The 18,042-nt window shown below is 74.5% G+C and carries 18 protein-coding genes and 1 riboswitch; of the genes, 14 read left to right on the top strand and 4 right to left on the bottom strand.

The features are described 5' to 3' along the window. Positions 1-43: 43 nt before the first annotated feature. Entirely contained in the window at positions 44-736 is a 693-nt protein-coding gene (locus HT134_RS14250; protein WP_175600808.1) for a GNAT family N-acetyltransferase, read from the bottom strand. A gap of 64 nt (positions 737-800) precedes the next feature. On the opposite strand from HT134_RS14250, the gene HT134_RS14245 reads away from it, so the two are divergent. From HT134_RS14245 to HT134_RS14180, 14 genes are all read left to right on the top strand, one after another. Next, entirely contained in the window at positions 801-1,322 is a 522-nt protein-coding gene (locus HT134_RS14245) for a carboxymuconolactone decarboxylase family protein (protein ID WP_175600807.1), read from the top strand. A 241-nt stretch (positions 1,323-1,563) separates the two neighbouring features. Further along, positions 1,564-1,712, top strand: a riboswitch (cyclic di-AMP (ydaO/yuaA leader). Positions 1,713-1,725: 13 nt separating this feature from the next. Then, a complete protein-coding gene (locus HT134_RS45570; RefSeq protein ID WP_246364387.1) occupies positions 1,726-2,613 on the top strand; it encodes a CHAP domain-containing protein in 888 nt (295 codons plus the stop codon). A gap of 198 nt (positions 2,614-2,811) precedes the next feature. Continuing rightward, complete coding sequence (locus HT134_RS14235) at positions 2,812-3,786, top strand: C40 family peptidase (RefSeq protein WP_175601128.1); 975 nt, start codon at positions 2,812-2,814, stop codon at positions 3,784-3,786. A gap of 107 nt (positions 3,787-3,893) precedes the next feature. Continuing rightward, complete coding sequence (locus HT134_RS14230; protein ID WP_175600806.1) at positions 3,894-4,451, top strand: dihydrofolate reductase family protein; 558 nt, start codon at positions 3,894-3,896, stop codon at positions 4,449-4,451. 78 nt (positions 4,452-4,529) lie between these two features. Continuing rightward, a complete protein-coding gene (locus HT134_RS14225; protein ID WP_175600805.1) occupies positions 4,530-4,790 on the top strand; it encodes a twin-arginine translocase TatA/TatE family subunit in 261 nt (86 codons plus the stop codon). 245 nt (positions 4,791-5,035) lie between these two features. After that, on the top strand, positions 5,036-5,473 hold the full coding sequence (locus tag HT134_RS14220) for a Fur family transcriptional regulator (protein ID WP_175600804.1): 438 nt from the start codon (positions 5,036-5,038) through the stop codon (positions 5,471-5,473). A gap of 31 nt (positions 5,474-5,504) precedes the next feature. Beyond that, entirely contained in the window at positions 5,505-7,739 is a 2,235-nt protein-coding gene (gene katG / locus HT134_RS14215; protein WP_175600803.1) for a catalase/peroxidase HPI, read from the top strand. A 182-nt stretch (positions 7,740-7,921) separates the two neighbouring features. Further along, positions 7,922-9,367, top strand: a complete 1,446-nt coding sequence (locus HT134_RS14210; RefSeq protein ID WP_175600802.1) for an MFS transporter — start codon at positions 7,922-7,924, stop codon at positions 9,365-9,367. A gap of 237 nt (positions 9,368-9,604) precedes the next feature. Beyond that, positions 9,605-10,243, top strand: a complete 639-nt coding sequence (locus HT134_RS14205; protein WP_175600801.1) for a biotin transporter BioY — start codon at positions 9,605-9,607, stop codon at positions 10,241-10,243. A 6-nt stretch (positions 10,244-10,249) separates the two neighbouring features. After that, entirely contained in the window at positions 10,250-11,767 is a 1,518-nt protein-coding gene (locus tag HT134_RS46935; protein WP_217707813.1) for an AMP-binding protein, read from the top strand. After that, entirely contained in the window at positions 11,764-12,927 is a 1,164-nt protein-coding gene (locus tag HT134_RS14195) for a thiolase family protein (protein ID WP_175600800.1), read from the top strand. Before HT134_RS46935 ends, HT134_RS14195 begins: the two co-directional genes overlap by 4 nt. Then, the gene (locus HT134_RS14190) at positions 12,928-13,602 is read left to right on the top strand and encodes an energy-coupling factor ABC transporter ATP-binding protein (protein WP_175600799.1); all 675 of its coding nucleotides are present in this window, start codon (positions 12,928-12,930) and stop codon (positions 13,600-13,602) included. Next, positions 13,599-14,204, top strand: coding sequence for an energy-coupling factor transporter transmembrane component T family protein (locus HT134_RS14185; RefSeq protein ID WP_175600798.1), 606 nt, complete (start codon positions 13,599-13,601; stop codon positions 14,202-14,204). Before HT134_RS14190 ends, HT134_RS14185 begins: the two co-directional genes overlap by 4 nt. 150 nt (positions 14,205-14,354) lie before the next feature. Then, complete coding sequence (locus tag HT134_RS14180; protein WP_175600797.1) at positions 14,355-15,257, top strand: GNAT family N-acetyltransferase; 903 nt, start codon at positions 14,355-14,357, stop codon at positions 15,255-15,257. Between the two features lie 68 nt (positions 15,258-15,325). Here the strand turns inward: HT134_RS14180 and HT134_RS14175 are convergent, their stop codons facing one another. The 3 genes from HT134_RS14175 to HT134_RS45555 are packed head-to-tail and all read right to left on the bottom strand — an operon-like array spanning position 15,326 to position 17,993. Beyond that, on the bottom strand, positions 15,326-16,321 hold the full coding sequence (locus HT134_RS14175; RefSeq protein ID WP_175600796.1) for an MBL fold metallo-hydrolase: 996 nt from the start codon (positions 16,319-16,321) through the stop codon (positions 15,326-15,328). Continuing rightward, on the bottom strand, positions 16,318-16,743 hold the full coding sequence (locus tag HT134_RS14170) for an SRPBCC family protein (protein WP_175600795.1): 426 nt from the start codon (positions 16,741-16,743) through the stop codon (positions 16,318-16,320). The genes HT134_RS14175 and HT134_RS14170 overlap by 4 nt, the downstream gene beginning before the upstream one ends. Then, positions 16,740-17,993, bottom strand: a complete 1,254-nt coding sequence (locus tag HT134_RS45555) for a M24 family metallopeptidase (RefSeq protein ID WP_217707812.1) — start codon at positions 17,991-17,993, stop codon at positions 16,740-16,742. Before HT134_RS45555 ends, HT134_RS14170 begins: the two co-directional genes overlap by 4 nt. Positions 17,994-18,042 lie beyond the last annotated feature (49 nt).

The raw sequence follows: 18,042 nt of genomic DNA, 5'->3' as shown, positions 1-18,042 counted from the left end.
CGGCGTCACGTCGCGGGCGGCGCCGGCTCCTCTGCTGACGGCGTCACGTCGCGGGCGGCGCCGGCTCCTCGGTCAGGCCGAAGGCGGTCCAGCCGCGGACCGGGAAGCCGGCCGCTGCGGCGACGGCGGCCGAGGCCAGGTTGCCGGGGTCGTGCATGTAGGTGGGCACGGCCCCCTCGTCGAGCACCCGGCGGGCGGCCTGGGCGACGAGCGCGCGCGCCAGGCCCCGCCCGCGCGCCTCCGGAGCGGTCACGACGGCCAGCTCGTGACCGTACGCGTCGTGCTTCTTGATCCCCACGCCCGCCAGGTGCGCCCCCGTCTCCGGGTCCCGGGCGACCAGCACGTCCCCGCCGAAGGGTCGCAGCCACGCCGGCGTATCGGGGTGCTCCGCCGCGGTCCACTCCCCCGGCTGGGGCAGGGACGCGGGGGAGAGCGTCCATCGGTAGACGGCGGTGAACCACTCGCGCTCGGGATGCCCGACCAGGGCCGGGACGCGCGGACCCAGCGCGGCGAGGCCGGGCTCCTCGGCGTGCAGGCGCGCCACCGGCCCGGCGTGCTCCGGCGGGACCGACAGGACGCCTCCCTCGGGCGACGCGATCCCCATGACCGGATGGAGCCTGCCGTCCCATCCGGGCCGCGTCCGCGCGGGTTCGCCGACGACGTCCAGCTCGGACGCGGGCGGCCAGGCGCCGAGCCAGCGGGTCAGGTGCTCGGCGAGTCGTCCTCCGGGTGTCATCTCCAGCCTCCTTAATACGGTGCGGGGGTATAGTATCGCCACCCGAGACCAGAGGAGTGATCCCATGCGACGCCTGACCGCACTCACCCCCGCGCAAGCACAGGGGAAGGCGCGCGAGCTGCTGGACGACATCATCGAGAGGAGGGGCGGCGCCGGGGAGATGGTGTCCACGATGGCGCACTCCCCCGCTGTCCTGCAGGGCTACCTCGACCTGTCCCGCGCCATGCGCCGCTCGAAGCTGCCCCGCGCCCTCAGCGAGAAGATCTCCCTCGCCGTGCAGGAGCGGATCGGCTGCGGCCTCTGCCTCGACGCCCACACGACGGCCGCGAAGGCGGCGGGACTGAGCGAGGCCGACGTCGCCCTCGCCCGCCAGGGCACCTCGGCCGACCCGCGCGAGGCCGCGCTCATCGGCGTCGCCGTCCGCGTGCTCGCCGAGCCGTCCTCGATCACCGACCAGGACGTCGCGGCCCTGCGCGAGCACGGCTGGAGCGACCGGATCATCGCCGAGCTCCCCGGCCTGGTCGCCCTCAACCTGCTGACCGGCTCCTTCAACCTCCTGGCCGGCCTCGAACCCCACTACGAGTGATAGTAGTCACATCCGGACCGGGCGCGCGGAGATCACGACAGACAACACCAAAGGTAAAGAATTAGGCATAAAAGCCCAGTTCAGGGATGTTTACCGACAAAACCCGACAAACCACCCCTTGCCCTGCCCTATACCCATCACTTACCTTGAGCGCCCCGAGACGTGCGGCCGGAGAGACACCGGCCGGGCGCCTCACACCTGCCAAGACCGCGCCGCCCAGGCGGGATCCGATCCCGCCGCGGTGGCGCGGCCGCCGAGTCCGCGGTCATCGCGGAGCCGGGGACCCAATCCCCTTGGGGTGAATCGGAACGCCGTCCACGACGGCGTCCCGTAGGGCACTTCCACGCCCGAACCCGTCAGCTAACCCGGTAGGCGGCATGGAAGCAAGGAGCAAACCCCCAGCATGACCATGCACGTCCCCTCTCGTGCTCGCACGTCCGCCGGCCTCCCCCGCCTCGCCCTCGGCGTGACGATCGTCGCCGGCGTCGTCCTGTCCGGCCTCCCCGCCCGCGCCGACGACCCTCGCTCCGCCGAGCAGCCGGCCACCTCCCGCACCGGCACCGCCCCCGCCGCCCGGAACACCGCGCCGGCCCAGGCGGACGCCCCGCCTCAGAACGACGCGCCGCTCCAGAACGGCGCCCCGGTCGCGAATGCCGCCCCGGTCACGAAGGCCGTCCCGGTCACGAAGGCCGCGCCGCCCGCCCAAGCCGTCCCGGTCACGAAGGCCGCGCCGCCCGCCCAGGCCGCCCCGCCCCAGGAGAACGCGCCGGCGCCGAAGGCCGCCCCGGCCCACAAGGCGCTGCTGACCGCCGACGCCCTGCTGAAGGTGGCCAAGTCCCAGCTCGGCGTGAAGGAGAACCGGGCCGGCGGCGGCACCCGCTTCCACCGCTGGTACATGTCCTCGCCCCGCGCGGCCCAGACCGTGGCCCGCGACGGCGGGAGCATCCGCGCCTACCGCAACGCCCCCTGGTGCGCGATGTTCGTCTCCTGGGTCGGCGAGAAGGCCGGCCTGCGGGCCAGCATGGGCGCGGACGCCTACACCGTCACCTGGGCCAGGTGGTTCAAGAGGCACGAGCGGTGGGGCCGGAAGGCCGAGCGCGGCGCGGTCGTGTTCTTCTCCTGGAACGGCGGGCGCATCGGCAGCATCGACCACGTGGGCCTGGTCAAGAAGGACAACGGCAACGGCACGATCACCACGATCGAGGGCAACACCGGCGACGGCCGCGTGGAGCAGCGCGTCCGGCCCAAGTCGCAGGTCGTCGGCTACGGCTACCCCGAGTTCCAGGGCTGACGCCTGCCGCGCGCGGGCCGCGGTGAACGCCGCGCGGCCCGCGCGCGTATCTCCACACGCGGCCCGTACGAGCCCGCCACTACCACGGCTAGTACGCCGTCGCGCCAGCACGCACACGGAGCAAGGGGCCGGCCTCTCCAGATCCTCTGTACGATGTCGCCCAAGCTTCGAGATCTACGAGGAGGCGTCGTAGTGACCATGCCGGCAGTGCTCGGGAAGATCGCGGTGTCGGCGGCACTGGCGTCGGCCGTCCTGGTCGTCACCCCCGGCGCCGCCGTCGCGGAGCCCTCGCCGGCGCAGGTCCGGGCGAAGCTCCAGAAGCTCAACGAGCGCGCCGACCAGACGGTCGAGCGGTACAACCAGGCCACCGAGGCGTACAAGAAGGCCAAGGAGCGGCACGACGGCCTCGACGCCGAGCTCACCCGCAAGAACGCCCAGGCCACGGAGCTGCGCCGGCAGCTCATGTCCGCGGTGGTCAGCGACTACCGGTCGGGGCCCCTGCCCGGCTGGGGCGGCGTCGTCGCCGACGGCGATCCGCGAGCCGTGCTGGGCGGCATGGCCACCCTCGACCGGATCGCCGAGACCAGGGCGGCGAGGCTGCGGGCCTTCCAGGCGGCGACCAAGGACTTACGCGACCGCTACGGCGAGGCCCGGCGCGTCCTGGACGAGACCGAAGCGGCCCGCGACAAGGTGCGCGGCGAGCGGGCGAAGGTGGAGAAGCTGATCGCCGAGCAGACCCGGCTGCTGCGCCGGATCGGCGCCTTCAGGACCGGAGACCCCAGGAGCACCGGCATGACGTACTCCGGGCCCGCCTCCGGCAACGCCCGCGTCGCGTTGCAGTTCGCCTTCGCCCAGATCGGCAAGCCCTACCGGTTCGGGGGCACGGGGCCGGGCTCGTACGACTGCTCCGGGCTGACCCAGGCGGCCTGGCGGGCCGCCGGGGTCTCGCTGCCCCGCACGACCTGGACGCAGTGGAGCTGGGGCGCCGCCCGCCGCGTCCCCCTGAACGCGCTGCAGCCCGGCGACCTGGTCTTCAGCAAGGGGCTGGGGCACATGGGCATGTACGCGGGCGACGGGAAGATGGTCCACGCGCCGCAGACCGGCGACGTCATCAAGATCAGCGAGCTGGACGGCTACTGGCGCGGCCGGCTGGTCGGCGCCATCCGCCCGTAGGGCACCATAAGTCCTCCTTAGGGAAGCCGTAAGCAGCTTCCCGCAGGCTGTCGTCAGACAGACCACAGCGGGGGCGACGCACCGCCCCCTCCCCGAGGAGGAACACCATGAGGAAGATCATCGCCGGCCTGTTCGTCTCGCTCGACGGCGTCGTGGAGGACCCGGCGGCCTGGCACCTGCCGTACTTCAGCGACGAGATGGGCGCCGCCGTGACGGACACGCTCGCCAAAGCCGACACGGTCCTGCTGGGGCGCGAGACCTACGACAGCTTCGCCGGGGCCTGGCCGGAGCGCGAGACCGCGGGCGGCGAGGACGCCGGCATGGCCAAGTCCCTCGGCGACGCGCGCAAGATCGTCGTCTCGCGGCAGCCGCTGGAGTTCACCTGGCGCAACTCCGAGCTGCTGCGCGGCGACCTCGTCGAGGCCGTCACCGCGCTGAAGAACGAGCCCGGCGACACGCACATCGCCATGAGCGGGTCGATCTCCGTCGTCCAGCAGTTGCTGGCCGCGGGCCTGCTGGACGAGCTGCGCCTGCTGGTGCACCCCGTCGCCGTGCGCCGGGGCAGGCGGCTGTTCGAGGACGGCGACCACCCCATCCCCTTCACGCTGGTCTCGGCCGAGACCTTCCGCACGGGCGTGCAGCACCTCGTCTACGAGGTCGCCTGAGCCGCTCCCATGCCCCGCTGACCTGCGTGGACGTAGGATGGCAGACGGCTTGACCGTGCGCTCCACCACGGGGGGATCATGGAGAATCTCGGGGTCGGCGAGCTCCTCATCATCGGGCTGGTCCTGTTCATGCTGTTCGGCTCGTCGAAGCTGCCCGACGTGGCCCGCTCGATCGGACGTTCGCTGCGCGTCTTCAAGGCCGAGGCCGCCAAGCCGTACGAGGAGGACGCGGAGCCGGTGCAGGCGCCCTCGCCGGAGGAGCAGGCGCGCGTGCTGGAGGAGCGGGCCGCCCGCCTGCGCGCCGAGGCGGCCCGCGACCGCCGCGACGAGACCGGCTGACCACCGCCCGGCCGAACCGCCGCCTGCAGCCCGCCGCCCGACCGACCCGCCGCCCGGCCGACCCGCCGACCCGCCGACCCGCCGACCCGCCGTCCGGCCGACCCCGCGAAAGGCCCGCTGGACCCGCCGGGCCCGCTGACCACGGCCAGGTCTCGGCGCGGCACTGAAAGGGTTCCGGCGTGGCGCTAAACCTGCATCGTTCGTTCTCTTGTATTGTTCGTGTTTATGAAGGTAGGTTCGGCGGTATGAGCGCGCCCACGTCTCCGACCACCGCCGAGGAGCTGCGCGGCGCCGGCCTGCGGGTCACGGCCGCCCGCGTCGCGTTGCTGGAGACCGTCCGGCACGGCGACCACCTGGACGTCGAGGCGATCGCCGCCGGGGTGCGCGACCGCGTGGGTCACATCTCCCTGCAAGCCGTCTATGAGGCCCTGCACGCGCTCACCGCGGCGGGCCTCATACGCCGGATCGAGCCGGCGGGCAGCCCCGCCCGGTTCGAGGGACGCATCGGGGACAACCACCACCACGTCGTGTGCCGCTCGTGCGGTGTCGTCGCCGACGTCGACTGCGCGGTCGGCGACGCGCCGTGCCTGCACGCCTCCGACGACCACGGCTTCTCGATCGACGAGGCCGAGGTCATCTACTGGGGCCTGTGCCCCGACTGCTCCACCGTCCCCACTTCCTGAGCACCGATCGGCTCAGTCCGGAAGGATTCCCATGTCCGAGAACCACGATGCAATCGTCACAGACCCCAAGACAGAGGGCGAAACGGGCGGTTGCCCGGTCGCGCATGGGCGCGCCCTGCACCCCACCCAGGGCGGCGGGAACCGCCAGTGGTGGCCGGAGCGGCTCAACCTGAAGATCCTCGCCAAGAACCCCGCCGTGGCCAACCCCCTGGGCGCGGACTTCGACTACGCCGAGGCGTTCAAGAGCCTGGACCTGCCGGCCGTGAAGCGGGACATCGCCGAGGTGCTGACGACCTCGCAGGACTGGTGGCCGGCCGACTTCGGCCACTACGGGCCGTTCATGGTGCGCATGGCCTGGCACAGCGCCGGCACCTACCGGATCAGCGACGGCCGCGGCGGCGCAGGAGCCGGTCAGCAGCGCTTCGCGCCGCTCAACAGCTGGCCCGACAACGGCAACCTCGACAAGGCCCGCCGCCTGCTGTGGCCGGTCAAGAAGAAGTACGGCAAGAAGCTGTCCTGGGCCGACCTGCTCATCCTGGCCGGCAACGTCGCCCTGGAGTCGATGGGCTTCAAGACCTTCGGCTACGCCGGCGGCCGCGCCGACGTCTGGGAGCCCGACGAGGACGTCTACTGGGGCCCCGAGACCACCTGGCTCGGCGACCAGCGCTACACCGGCGACCGCGAGCTGGAGAACCCGCTCGGCGCGGTCCAGATGGGCCTCATCTACGTCAACCCGGAGGGCCCGAACGGCAACCCGGACCCGATCGCCGCGGCCCGCGACATCCGCGAGACGTTCCGCCGGATGGCGATGAACGACGAGGAGACGGTCGCCCTGATCGCCGGCGGCCACACCTTCGGCAAGACCCACGGCGCGGGCCCGGCCGACCACGTCGGCCCCGACCCCGAGGCCGCCCCGATCGAGGAGCAGGGCCTCGGCTGGCGCAGCACCTTCGGCACCGGCAAGGGCGGCGACACCATCACCAGCGGCCTTGAGGGCATCTGGACCGACACCCCGACCACCTGGGACAACAGCTTCTTCGAGATCCTCTTCGGCTACGAGTGGGAGCTGTTCAAGAGCCCGGCCGGCGCGCATCAGTGGCGGCCGAAGGACGGCGCCGGCGCGGGCACCGTCCCCGACGCGCACGACCCGTCGAAGCGCCACGCCCCGACGATGCTCACGACGGACCTCTCGCTCCGGTTCGACCCGATCTACGAGCCGATCTCGCGGCGCTTCCTGGAGAACCCCGACGAGTTCGCGGACGCCTTCGCGCGGGCGTGGTTCAAGCTGACCCACCGCGACATGGGCCCGGTCGCGCGCTACCTCGGCCCGGAGGTCCCGTCCGAGGTGCTGCTGTGGCAGGACCCGCTCCCCGAGCGGACCTACGAGCTCATCGACGCCGCCGACGTCGCCACGCTCAAGGAGCGGATCCTGGCCTCGGGCCTGTCGGTGTCGCAGCTCGTGTCCACCGCGTGGGCGTCGGCCTCGTCCTTCCGCGGCAGCGACAAGCGCGGCGGCGCCAACGGCGCCCGCATCCGCCTGCAGCCGCAGAGCGCCTGGGAGGTCAACGACCCCGACCGGCTCGCGACCGTGCTGCGCGTCCTCGAGGGTGTCGCGGACGCCTTCAACGCCTCCCAGACGGGCGGCAAGCGGGTCTCGGTCGCCGACGTGATCGTCCTCGCCGGCTCCGCCGCCGTCGAGAAGGCCGCCAAGGACGCCGGCTTCGACGTCGAGGTGCCGTTCACGCCGGGCCGCGTGGACGCCTCGCAGGAGCAGACCGACGTCGAGTCGTTCGCCGCCCTGGAGCCGACCGCCGACGGGTTCCGCAACTACCTCGGCAAGGGCAACCGCCTGCCGGCCGAGTACCTGCTGCTCGACCGGGCCAACCTGCTCACCCTGAGCGCGCCCGAGATGACCGCCCTGGTCGGTGGCCTGCGCGTGCTGGGCGCCAACCACCAGCAGTCGCCGCTCGGCGTCTTCACCGCGACCCCCGGCGCGCTGACCAACGACTTCTTCGTCAACCTGCTCGACCTGGGCACGACGTGGAAGGCGACGTCCGAGGACGCGAACACCTTCGAGGGCCGCGACGCCGTCACCGGCGAGGTCAGGTGGACCGGCACCCGGGTCGACCTGGTCTTCGGGTCGAACTCCGAGCTGCGCGCGCTGGCCGAGGTCTACGCGTGCGACGACGCGAAGGAGAAGTTCGTGCGCGACTTCGTCGCGGCGTGGGCGAAGGTCATGGACCTCGACCGGTTCGACCTGGCCTGATCGCCACCTGACGGCCGTCGGCCGACGCCGGACGCCTGAGAGCGCCGGCCCGGGGTTCGCCCCCGGGCCGGCGCTCTTTTCTGTTTGACAACCGGCGCCCCATGCCCCACATTCATGTGCGTCACGCAATATTTGTGCGACGCACATGATGCGTCGCGCACGACCTCAGAAAGGGGAGCCCTGTGCCCTCCCCCGCCCGCGCCGCCCCCGCCGCCCCCGCCGCCCCCGCCGGCGCGGACCCCGCCGTCACGCCGGCGAGGCGGCGCGCCGTCCTGGCCGTCGTCGTCGCGGCGAGCGTCCTCGACCTCCTCGACTCCACGATCACCAACATCGCGGCGCCGACCATCGCCGCCGACCTGCGCGGAGGTGACGCCCTGGTCCAGTGGCTGGGCGCCGGCTACGCCCTCGCGCTGGGCGTCCTGCTCGTGCCCGGCGGACGGCTCGGCGACAAGTACGGCCGCCGCCGCACCTTCCTGGCCGGCATCGCCGGCTTCACCCTCGCCTCCGTCGCCTGCGGCCTGGCCCCCGACCCGGCCTCGCTCATCACCGCCCGGCTGGTCCAGGGGGCGTTCGGCGCCCTGCTGATCCCCCAGGGGTTCGGCATCCTCACCTCGGTCTTCCCGCGCGACCAGCTCGGCACGGCCTTCAGCGCGTTCCTGCCCGCCCTCGGCGGATCCGCCGTCGGCGGTCCCGTCCTGGCGGCCGGCCTGATCGAGGCGGACCTGTTCGGCCTCGGCTGGCGGGCGATGTTCCTGATCAACATCGTCCTCGGCGGCGTGATCGTCCTGGCCGCCGCCCGGCTGCTGCCGAAGGACCGCGGCGACGCCTCCGTCTCCCTCGACGGCCCCGGCGCGGCCCTGCTCGCCGCGGCCATGCTCGGCCTGCTCTACGGCCTGATCGACGGCTCGGCCCACGGCTGGGCAGCCGCCCCGCTGCTGTGCATGGCCGCCGGCCTGGCCTTCTTCGCCCTGTTCGCCAGGCGCCAGCGCACGGCGGCGAACCCGCTCATCGAGCCGTCCCTGCTGCGCAACCGCGGGTTCACCTCCGGGCTGGTCCTCGGCGCCGCGTACTTCGCGGCGGTGTCGGGCCTGCTGTACGTGCTGTCGCTGTTCATGCAGAAGGGCCTGGGCTTCACGCCGCTGCGCGCCTCGCTGGGCCTGGCGCCGGTGGCGGCGGGCATCGTCGTGGCCTCCGTCGCCTCCCACCGGCTCATCACCCGGCTCGGCCGCCGCCTCGTCGCCGCCGGCCTGGTCGTCACCCTGGCCGGCACGGGCTGGCTGCTGGCCCTGGTCCTCGTCTCCGGCACCGCCCCCGGCGGCTGGGCGCTCGTCGCGCCGGTGCTCGTCGTCGGCCTGGGCATGGGCACCTGCTCCGGAACCGTCTACGTCATCACGGTCGGCGACATCGACCCCGCCGAGTCCGGCAGCGCCGGCGGCTCGCTCACCGCGGTCCAGCAGCTCGCCAACGCCGTCGGCGCCGCCGCCGTGACCACCGTCTACTTCGGCTCCCTGGCCGACGGCCAGGCCGCCGCGGCCGCGCGCAGCCTCGCCACGACGGCCGTCACCACCCTCCTCTGCTGCGCCCTGGTCCGGCTGCTGCCCCGCCGCGCCGCCCCGCGCCACCACTGACGGCCCCGTCCCGGGCGGGGATCCGCCCAGGCAGAGGTACGTACCTGCCGCGGGTAGGGTGAAGCCCGTCCGGCGCGGCGCGGCACCGGCCCCGGCACCACGCCGGGATCACGACGGGGGCACGCGCCGGGCCCGGCGACGGCTGGACCGCCACCCGCCCTCCGTCAGAGGAGGGCGGGAAATGTTGTGGGATCCCGCCATGTCTGACCCATGACGTCCTGATGTGAGATCTGCTTTATGACACACGACGAACAGGTGCCGTCCCGGCCGCAGGAGTCAGGGGATCACCAGCCCCGCCGCCGGCTCGCCACCGGCGACCTGGCCCGCATCAGCGTCTTCGCCGCCCTGATCGCCGTGCTCGGGCTGCCCGGCGGCATCAGCGTGCTGGGCAACACGGTGCCGATCACCCTGCAGACGTTCGGCGTCATGCTGGCGGGCGCCGTGCTGGGCGCCCGGCGCGGCGCTCTGGCCGTCGCCGTCCTCCTCGTGCTGGTCGCCGCGGGCCTGCCCCTGCTGGCCGGCGGGCGCGGCGGTCTCGGCGTGTTCACCGGCCCCTCCGCCGGGTTCCTGATCGGCTGGCTCCCGGGTGCCGCCGTGGTCGGCTGGATCGCCGGGAGCGGCGGCCGGACCCCCGGCTTCGCACGGCTCCTCGTGGCGTGCCTGGCCGGCGGCATCGGCGTCATCTACCTCCTGGGCGTCCCGGTCCAGGCGGCCCTCACCGGCCTCCCGCTGGTCAAGGCCGGGGCGCTGAGCTCGGTCTTCCTGCCGGGCGACCTGGCCAAGGCCGTGCTGGCGTCGGTCGTGGCGAGCGGCGTCTTCCGGGCCTACCCGGCCGCGGGCGGCGAACAGCCGGTGGCGGCCAAGGGGAGGCGCTGACCCGGCATGCCGGTCTCCGCACAGGTCCTGCGCCACGCCGCCGACCGCCCGCACCATCCGGCCGTCCGCGGCCGGTCGGGGGAGCTGACCTACGCCGAGCTCGCTGCCCGGATCGCCGGAGCGGCCCGGCGCCTGTCCGACCTCCTCGGCCGAACGGCTCCTCCCCCGGCGGTTCGGCCCACCGCGACCATCCCTCCCCCGGCGGACCGGCCCACCCCGACCGTCCCTCCCCCGGCAGACCGGCCCACCGCTTCCGCCCCTCCCCCGTCCGGCCCGGAGGCCGGTCGGCGCCCGCTGGTGGCCGTCAGCCTCGACGACCCGATCGAGCTGCTCGTCGCCGTGCTGGCCGCCGACCTGGCCGGGGCCATGCCGCTGGTGTGCGACCCCTCCTGGGGGCCCGAGCGGCGCGCGCTGGTGATGCGGGCCGTCCCCGTGGACGCCTCCATCGACGCCCCCCTACCCGCCCCGCCCGTCTCCCCGCCCCCGACGTCCGGCGCCGCCGCTCCCGACGACCCGGCGTGGGCCTGCTTCAGCTCCGGCAGCACCGGCAGACCGCGCGCCGTGGTGCGCACCCGCGCGTCGTGGACAGCCTCCTTCCCGCACCTGGACCGCCTCACGGGGATCGGGCCTGACGACGTCGTGCTGGTCCCCGGGCCGCTGGTGTCCTCCCTGTACGCCTTCGCCGCCGTGCACACCCTGGCGACCGGCGCGACGGCCGTCCTGCCGGGCCGCTGGTCCCCGGCCGACCTGGCCGCCGACCTGGCCGAGGCCACCGTCGTCCATCTCGTGCCGCACCGGCTGCCCGCCGTGCTCGACGCCCTCGGCCGGACCGCGAGCCCGCTCCGCACGGCCGTGATCGGCGGCGCCGCGCTGCCGGGCGGCGCGCGCGAGCGGGCGGCGGCGGCCGGCGTCCACGTCGTGGCGTACTACGGCGCGACCGAGCTGTCCTTCGTGGCCGTGGACGCCGACGGCGCGGGGCTGCGCCCGTTCCCCGGCACCGACATCGAGGTCCGCGTCCCGCGCGGGCAGCGGCTCGGAGAGGTCTGGGCCCGCTCCCCCTGGCTGTCGCAGGGCTATCTGGCCGGCGCCACCGGTCCCCTGCGCGTGGACGACGCCGGCTGGATGAGCGTCGGCGACCTGGCCGAGCCGTACCGGCCGGGCGAGGTGCTGCGGCTGCGCGGCCGCGGGGACGGCGCGATCCAGACCGGCGGCGCGACCGTCGTGCCGGAGGACGTCGAGGAGGTGCTGCGCGGCGTGCCGGGCGTGGGCGACCTCGTGGTCGTCGGCTCGCCGCACCCCTACCTCGGGTCCGTGGTCACCGCCGTCCTGGAGACCCGCGACGCCGCCCCGCCGCCGCGGGCCAGGCTGGAGGCGGCGGCGCGCAGCGGCCTCGACACCGCCCAGCGGCCCCGCCGCTGGTACGCCGTCCCCGAACTCCCCCGCACGCCCACCGGCAAGCCGGCGCGCGGGCTGGTCGCCACCCGCCTCGCCGACGGCGACCCCGGCCTGCGGCGGCTGGGATGACGGTGACCGGCCTGCGCGACGCGCCGGTCGTCGTGGCCGCCCGCCGCACCCCCGTCGGCACCGCCGGGCACGCGTTCAGGGACCTGACCGTCGACCGGCTCGCCGCCCCCGTCGTCGCCGCGGTCGCCGGCGACGTCGCCGGCCTCGGCATCCCGGTGGACGACGTGATCCTCGGCAATTGCATGGGCCCCGGCGGCAACGTCGCCCGGGTCTCCGCGCTGGCGGCCGGGCTCGGGCACGACGTCCCCGGTCTCACGGTCGACCGGCAGTGCGGCAGCGGCCTGGCCGCGATCCTGCTCGCCGGCCAGGCGGTCCGCGCCGGCGAGGCCGACCTGGTCGTCGCGGGCGGGGCGGAGAGCGCGTCCACCGCCCCGCTGCGGGCGCACCGCGGCGGAGGGGACGAGCCGCCCGTGCCGTACGGGCGGGCGCCGTTCGCCCCGGCCGGACACCCCGACCCCGACATGGGCCCGGCCGCGGAGGCGCTCGCGACGGCCCGCGGCGTGAGCCGCGAACGCCAGGACGCCTACGCCTGCCACAGCCACGCCAAGGCGCTGGCCGCGCGCGACGCGGGCCGCTTCGAGCGGGAGATCGTCCCGGTCGGCGGCCGGACGGACGACCAGCGGCCCCGCCCCCTGCGGATGGCGTCGCTGTCCCGGCTGCCGGCCGCGTTCGTCACCGGGGGCACGGTGACCGCCGGCAACTCCTCGCCGGTCAGCGACGGCGCCGCCGCGGTCGCCGTCGTCCCGGACCGCCTGCGGGCCGGTCTGCCGGGGCTGCGGCTGCGGGCCGGCGCGGTCGTCGGCTGCGACCCCGCGCTGCCCGGATGGGGGCCGGTGCCGGCCGTCCGGCGCGTGCTCGAACGCGCCGGCGTGACGCTCGGCCAGGTCGCGGCCGTGGAGATCGTGGAGGCGTTCGCGGCGCAGGTGCTGGCGGTGACCGACGCGCTCGGGCTCGACCCGCTGGACGGCGACCGGGACCGGGTGTGCGCCGACGGGGGCTCCCTGGCCCTGGGCCATCCCTGGGGCGCCAGCGGCGCCGTGGTGGTGACCAGGCTGTTCGGCAGGCTCGTCCGGGCCGGCGCGCCCCCGGGAACACTGGGACTGGCGACGGCGGCGGTCGGCGGCGGCCTCGGGGTCGCCGCGCTGTTCGAGGTGGTGTGAGTGATCGAGTTCTCCGACGTCCGTGTCCGGCTCGGGCCCCGGGACGTGCTGTGCGGCGTCACGCTGTCGCTCGCGCAGCGACGCGTCGGCGTGATCGGCGCCAACGGCTCCGGCAAGAGCACCCTCGCCCGGCTGATCAACGGGCTGGCCCTGCCGACCTCGGGCAGCGTGACGGTGCTCGGGCGCGACACCCGCAGGCACGGGGCCCGCATCAGACGGGACGTGGGGTTCGTCTTCACCGACCCGGACGCCCAGATCGTCATGCCGACGGTGGCCGAGGACGTGGCCTTCTCGCTGCGCCGCAAGGGGCTGCGGCCCGAGGAGGTGGAGCGGCGGGTGCGGGCCGTGCTCGCCGAGAACGGTCTGGCCGAGCACGCCGACCATCCCGCCCACCAGCTCTCCGGCGGCCAGAAGCAGCTCCTCGCCCTGTGCTCGGTCCTGGTGCTGGAGCCCCGCGTCCTGGTGATGGACGAGCCGACGACGCTGCTCGACCTGCGCCACTCCCGCCAGTTCGCGGGCGTCCTGCGCGGCCTGCCGCACCAGGTGGTGGTGGTCACCCACGACCTGGCGCTGCTGGAGGACTTCGACCGCGTCGTGGTGCTGGACGGGGGCCGCGTGGTCGCCGACGACGAGCCCGGCCCGGCGATCGGCCACTACCGGAAGCTGATGGCGTGACCGGGCTCACCGGCGCCTACGTCCCCGGCCGGTCGCCGCTGCACCGCCTCGGCGCCGGCGTCAAGCTGCTCGCGCTCGCGCTGTCGTGCACGGCGCTCGTGCTCCTGAGCTCGCCGGTGGCGCTGGGCGGCGCCGCGGCGGTCGTCGTCCTGCTGTACGCCGTGTCGGGCGTCGGCTGGGCGGCGGGCTGGGCGCAGGTGCGGCCCGTCCGCTGGTTCGCGGTCGCGCTGTTCGCCGTGCAGGCGCTGTCGGCGGGGCCGCCGGTCGCGGTGACGTCCACGCTGCGGATGGTGCTGGCCGTCGCCCTGGCGGGGCTGGTCACGCTCACCACCCGCACCGCCGCCATGATGGCCTGCCTGGAACGCTGCCTGGCGCCCGCGCGGTTCGTCGGCCTGGACCCGTTCCGGCTGTCGCTGCTGCTGTCGCTCACCGTGCGCAGCGTGCCGGTCGTCTCGGGGCTGGCGACGCGGGTCAGGGAGGCCCAGCGGGCCCGGGGGGTCGAGTGGAGCATGCGGGCGTTCGCCGTGCCGCTGCTGATCAGCGTCCTGCGGCACGCCGACACGCTCGGCGAGGCGCTGCGCACGCGGGGCCTGGACGACTGACTCTGCTAAGCTGCTGCGGCGCTCTCGTTGAGCAGCGGAACCAAGGAGGTGGAGACCATGACCACGATGACTGTCATGCGCTTCCGCCTCGTTCCGAGGGCGCCGAGGGTCTGAACGGGAGCGCGTCGCCACCCGTTAGGACTTTCTCGCATGACCGATCTGGTGATCCGTCCCCTCGTGGCAGGGGAGCAGGACCTCTTCGACTCCTTGCCGGACCCGGGCCTGGTGGGCTTCGCCGCGTTCGGCGACACCTACTCCGCCATGGCCGCCGCCGGCCAATACCGGCCGGAATGGTCGTGGGTGGCCCTGCGCGAGGGCCGGGTCGTCGCCCGCGCCGCCTGGTGGGCGGGGCCGGACGACGCCGAGCCCATGGCCCTCGACTGGTTCGACTTCACCGACGCCGACGCGGCGGTGGAGTTGCTGCGCACGGCGCCGTTGCGCGCCGAGTACTCCATCAAGCTGCCGCGCGGCTGGCGGGAGCAGCCCGAGGTGCGCGCCCAGGTGCAGGCCCGCGTCGACGCGGCCGTCGCCGCGGGCATGTCGCCGCTCGTCGAGCGCTACCGGTACGCGTGGACGCCGGACTGCGGCCTGCCCGAACGCCGGGGCCGGCTCCTGTTCCGTCCCGAACCCGACGACGAGGTGATCTTCGAGGTCTTCCGCCGCGTCCACCAGGGCAGCCTGGACGCGCACGCACGCCGTACCATCGCCGAGTCCGGCCTGGACGCGGCCGCCCGGGAGGATCTCGACCTGCTGCGCTGGCTGCCGAGCCCGCGCGAGTGGTGGCGGCTGGCCTACACGCCCGGCGGGGACCTCGTCGGGCTGACCGTCCCCGCCGCCAACCCCAACGCCGCCATCGTCGCCTACGTCGGCGTGGTGCCCGAGCACCGCGGCAACGGCTACGCCTACGACCTGCTCGCCGAGGCCACGCACCTGCTGGTCGCCGAGGGGGTGGAGCGCATCGTGGCCGGCACGGACCAGGGCAACCTGCCGATGGCCGCCACGTTCGCCAAGGCCGGCTACCCGATCGACCAGGAACGCATCGACCTGATCTAGGCCGGATCCAGGCCGGGGCTCCCGCTCCGGGCGAGGCCGCCGTGCGGCGCCTCGCCCGCGAGCCGCCCCTATGCGTGGTACAGCCGGTAGGTGGCCAGGACGTTGAGCCGGTGCAGGTCGCGGCACAGGGCGAGCATGCCGCCCGTGACCGCCTCCGTGGGCAGCCCGTAACCGGCCAGGGCCGCCTCCAGCGCCGGGTCGAGCCGGTCGCCCGCCCACGGGTCGGCGCAGGCCGCCATGGTCTCCTCCAGGGTGCGGCCCGCCGCCACGGCGGCGCTGACGTCCTCGTCCAGCCGTTCCAGGTAGGCGAGCAGCGCGTCGATGGCGGGATGCGCCGGCCCCATGGGGCCGTGACCGGGCACGATCGTCCGCAGTCCGGGCAGGGCCTCCTTCATCGCGCGCAGCGTCGCGGCGTACGGCCTCGGCCCGCCCTGCAGCAGCATGTGCGCGATGCCGGCATGGGCCAGCAGGTTGCCCGTCCAGGCGACCTCGGCGTCGGGGACGTGGACCACGGTGTCGCCGGGGCCGTTGCCGGGCCCGAAGTGCCACAGGACGACGGTCCTGCCGCCCAGGTCGATCTCGGCGCGGGAGTCGAAGACGAGGTCCGGGAGGCGCCATTCGGTGACCGCGTCGAGCAGGGCGTCGTCGCCGTACATGTTGCCGCCCCTGACCTGCTTCTCGTAGCCGAGGTCGGTCATGTTGTCCCGGTTGGCGCGGGAGGAGACGATGACGGTCTCGGCGGGGAAGGCCAGGTTCCCGAAGGTGTGGTCGCCGTGGTAGGTGGTGTTCACCAGGTACCGCAGCGGCCGGTCGGTCAGCTCGGCGGCCAGGTCCTGGATCTGCCGCGAGACGTCGGGGGTGATGCCCGCGTCCACGACGAGCGCCGCGTCCCTGCCGGCGACGAGGCCGTTGTTGTCCTTGGGCGGGAGCGAGGCCATGAGCGCGTGGACGCCGTCCGCCAGCGCGTGGGGCGTCAGGCGCAGCCCGGCGGGTGACAGGTTCGGGCCGGAGTATCCGCCGGGACGCTCGGCGATCTCCCGCTCGGGGATCCGGAAGACGCTCATCGGGCCGCCACCAGCGCGCCGAGGCGGTCGAACAGCAGCGGCACCTGCTTGCCGAGCTGCGCGCGGACCAGGTGCTCGGCGAGCTTGGGCACCCCGTCCAGCTCCAGGCGGAACTCGACGCGGGAGCCCGGCCCGTCCGCGGTGACCGTGTACCGCTGGGTGACGCCGGGCCGGGTGCCGGGCGCGGTGCGCAGGACCAGGCGCTCGCCGGGTACGAGCTCGGCGACGGTGAGCGTGATCTCGGCGCGCTTGCCCATCACCTTGCGCACCTGGGTGACCGTGGCGTCCTGCCGTACCGGTCCGTCCACGTGGGCGGACAGGACGTCCGCCTGCCAGTCGGGGTGGCGTTCCAGGTCGGCGAGGACGGCGAAGACGGCCTCCGGGGCGGCGGGATAGGCGGCCACGTGCTCGACGGTGATCATGAGGTGCTCCTCAGCAGCTGGGCGGTGAACGGGTTGAGCTCCAGCGGGTCGTCGTCGCCGATGACGACGGTGCCGCCGAGGTTGGCCAGCCGGCCCCCGACGACGGCGTTGGGCTCGAAGGCGAACGTCATGCCTGGGGCCAGGGGCAGCTCGCCGCCCATGGTGGGCACGTCGAACAGCCGGCCGTACCGCTGCGCCTCCGGCATGCGGCGCAGCCCGGCGCCGAAGCCGCAGACCGGGCCCATGGGATTGAGCAGGTGCACCAGCGGGTGGACGTTCCAGGCGTCCGCCTCGCGCAGCGGGGCCTCCATGGCCTCGACGAGGTCGCCGAAGGTGTTGCCCGGCGTGGCGGCGGCCAGCCCGGCCTCGTAGCTCGCGCGGGCGATCCCGGCGGCGGTGACGACGTCGGGATGCGGCTCGCCGACGGCGATGGCGACCTGGTGCTGGGTCTCCTTCATGCCGAACCGGCAGAACACCTCGGCCATGACGACGTCGCCGTCCTGGAGGATCCGCGGCTGCTGCGGCCGGTACGACCAGGCGGGCGGCCCCCAGGAGACGAACCCGGGGCCGGTGGACAGCAGCATGCCGGGGGCGGCGACGCCGAGCCGGAAGGCGGCGGCCATGCCGGCCGCGTACACCTCCGCCTCGCTGACGCCGGGCGCGGCGGCCTCCAGCATCGCCCGCGCCATGGCGTCGCCGGCCGCCGCCGAGTAGGCGATGACCTCCAGCTCCTCCTTCGACTGGCAGGTCGTGGCGAACAGGTATCCGAGGCCGACCGGGACGAACCGTACGCCGGGCAGCTCGGCGAGCACCTCCGTCCACAGGTGGTAGGGCATGATCGGGTTGATGTGGAACGGCGGGTAGGGGTCCAGGCCGAGCACGCCGACGGCGCCCGCCTCGACCCGGTGCTCCCGCAGCACCTCCACCACCCCCGCGGCGTGCCGGGCGACCCGGATGTCGCCCGGCGGGATCCACAGGTCGTCGCCGCGGCGGGTGGCCTCGATGTGGTCCGCGACCGGGAGCGTGGACCAGGTGAGCTGCACCGGATCGGCGTCGCCGCAGAAGATCACGATGGAGCCGGGGCGGTCGTTGGTGAAGTAGGCGTCCGGCGCGAACGGCGCCAGGTCGGCGCACTCGTGCTCGCCGTACGCGATGAGGGCGTCGAGCCCTTCCGCCGCCATGATGTCGCGGGCCAGGCCCCAGCGGCGGTCGCGCTCGGCCAGGCTGTAACGGGGTACGTGGTTGGTCACGCCGCCGACGCTACGGACGCACTGACCGGGGCCGCGTCCGTCACGATTC

Origin of the sequence: Nonomuraea rhodomycinica (assembly GCF_013363995.1) — a bacterium.
Lineage (GTDB): Bacteria > Actinomycetota > Actinomycetes > Streptosporangiales > Streptosporangiaceae > Nonomuraea > Nonomuraea rhodomycinica.
This window is presented reverse-complemented; position numbering and strand designations above follow the sequence as displayed.

Bases quoted from the DNA above. Each gene is read 5' to 3' on its own strand.
- katG (WP_175600803.1), top strand. From the start codon at position 5,505: ATGTCCGAGAACCACGATGCAATCGTCACAGACCCCAAGACAGAGGGC.
- HT134_RS14195 (WP_175600800.1), top strand. From the start codon at position 11,764: ATGACGGTGACCGGCCTGCGCGACGCGCCGGTCGTCGTGGCCGCCCGC.
- HT134_RS14250 (WP_175600808.1), bottom strand. From the start codon at position 736: ATGACACCCGGAGGACGACTCGCCGAGCACCTGACCCGCTGGCTCGGC.
- HT134_RS14245 (WP_175600807.1), top strand. From the start codon at position 801: ATGCGACGCCTGACCGCACTCACCCCCGCGCAAGCACAGGGGAAGGCG.
- HT134_RS14220 (WP_175600804.1), top strand. From the start codon at position 5,036: ATGAGCGCGCCCACGTCTCCGACCACCGCCGAGGAGCTGCGCGGCGCC.
- HT134_RS14180 (WP_175600797.1), top strand. From the start codon at position 14,355: ATGACCGATCTGGTGATCCGTCCCCTCGTGGCAGGGGAGCAGGACCTC.
- HT134_RS14225 (WP_175600805.1), top strand. From the start codon at position 4,530: ATGGAGAATCTCGGGGTCGGCGAGCTCCTCATCATCGGGCTGGTCCTG.
- HT134_RS14230 (WP_175600806.1), top strand. From the start codon at position 3,894: ATGAGGAAGATCATCGCCGGCCTGTTCGTCTCGCTCGACGGCGTCGTG.
- HT134_RS14175 (WP_175600796.1), bottom strand. From the start codon at position 16,321: ATGAGCGTCTTCCGGATCCCCGAGCGGGAGATCGCCGAGCGTCCCGGC.
- HT134_RS14235 (WP_175601128.1), top strand. From the start codon at position 2,812: ATGCCGGCAGTGCTCGGGAAGATCGCGGTGTCGGCGGCACTGGCGTCG.
- HT134_RS46935 (WP_217707813.1), top strand. From the start codon at position 10,250: ATGCCGGTCTCCGCACAGGTCCTGCGCCACGCCGCCGACCGCCCGCAC.
- HT134_RS45570 (WP_246364387.1), top strand. From the start codon at position 1,726: ATGACCATGCACGTCCCCTCTCGTGCTCGCACGTCCGCCGGCCTCCCC.
- HT134_RS14205 (WP_175600801.1), top strand. From the start codon at position 9,605: ATGACACACGACGAACAGGTGCCGTCCCGGCCGCAGGAGTCAGGGGAT.
- HT134_RS14170 (WP_175600795.1), bottom strand. From the start codon at position 16,743: ATGATCACCGTCGAGCACGTGGCCGCCTATCCCGCCGCCCCGGAGGCC.